At 68.2% G+C, this 1,370-nt stretch carries 1 protein-coding gene; it reads left to right on the top strand.

The window, feature by feature from the left end; translation table 11 throughout:
* Positions 1-1,370, top strand: a 1,370-nt coding sequence (locus AB8A24_RS43285; RefSeq protein ID WP_369479245.1) for a CTP synthase, incomplete at both ends; no start/stop codon positions are given.

Genomic DNA, 1,370 nt, shown 5'->3' with positions numbered 1-1,370 from the left:
TGACGACCAAGCACATCTTCGTCACCGGGGGTGTCGCTTCCTCCCTCGGCAAGGGCCTGACGGCCTCCAGCCTGGGTGCGCTGCTGAAGGCGCGCGGTCTTCGGGTCACGATGCAGAAGCTCGACCCGTACCTGAACGTCGACCCCGGCACGATGAACCCGTTCCAGCACGGCGAGGTGTTCGTCACCAACGACGGCGCCGAGACCGACCTGGACATCGGCCACTACGAGCGTTTCCTCGACGTCGACCTGGACGGCTCGGCCAACGTCACCACCGGCCAGGTCTACAACACGGTCATCGCCAAGGAGCGCCGCGGCGAGTACCTCGGTGACACCGTGCAGGTCATCCCGCACATCACCAACGAGATCAAGCACCGCATCCGGCGCATGGCGACCGACGACGTCGACGTCGTCATCACCGAGGTCGGCGGCACCGTCGGCGACATCGAGTCGCTGCCGTTCCTGGAGACCGTCCGCCAGGTCCGCCACGAGGTCGGCCGCGACAACGTCTTCGTCGTGCACATCTCGCTGCTCCCGTACATCGGCCCCTCCGGTGAGCTCAAGACCAAGCCGACCCAGCACTCGGTCGCGGCCCTGCGCAACATCGGTATCCAGCCCGACGCGATCGTGCTGCGCGCCGACCGTGACGTCCCCATCTCCATCAAGCGCAAGATCTCGCTGATGTGCGACGTGGACGAGGCGGCCGTGGTCGCGGCGATCGACGCCAAGTCGATCTACGACATCCCGAAGGTGCTGCACACCGAGGGCCTGGACGCGTACGTCGTGCGCAAGCTCGACCTGCCGTTCCGCGACGTCGACTGGACGGTGTGGGAGGACCTGCTCGACCGGGTCCACAACCCCGACCACGAGGTCAAGGTCGCGCTCGTCGGCAAGTACATCGACCTGCCCGACGCCTACCTGTCGGTGACCGAGGCGCTGCGCGCCGGCGGTTTCGCCAACAAGGCCCGGGTCCAGATCAAGTGGGTCACCTCCGACGACTGCAAGACCCCGGCCGGCGCGGCGGCGGTGCTCGGCGACGTGGACGCGATCTGCGTTCCCGGCGGCTTCGGCGACCGCGGCGTCAACGGCAAGGTCGGCGCGATCACCTACGCCCGCGAGAACAAGATCCCGCTCCTCGGCCTGTGCCTGGGCCTGCAGTGCGTGGTCATCGAGGCCGCGCGCAACCTCGCGGGCATCGAGGACGCGAACTCCACCGAGTTCGACGCCTCCACCCCGCACCCGGTCATCTCGACCATGGAGGAGCAGCTGGCCTTCGTCGAGGGCGCGGGCGACCTGGGCGGCACCATGCGTCTGGGCATGTACCCGGCGAAGCTCGCCGAGGGCTCCATCGTGCGCGAGGTCTACGGCGAC

Source organism: Streptomyces sp. BF23-19 (assembly GCF_041106355.1).
Taxonomy (GTDB): domain Bacteria; phylum Actinomycetota; class Actinomycetes; order Streptomycetales; family Streptomycetaceae; genus Streptomyces; species Streptomyces virginiae_A.
The sequence above is the reverse complement of the archived record's forward strand: the minus strand, read 5'-3'. Positions and strand labels throughout refer to the sequence as shown.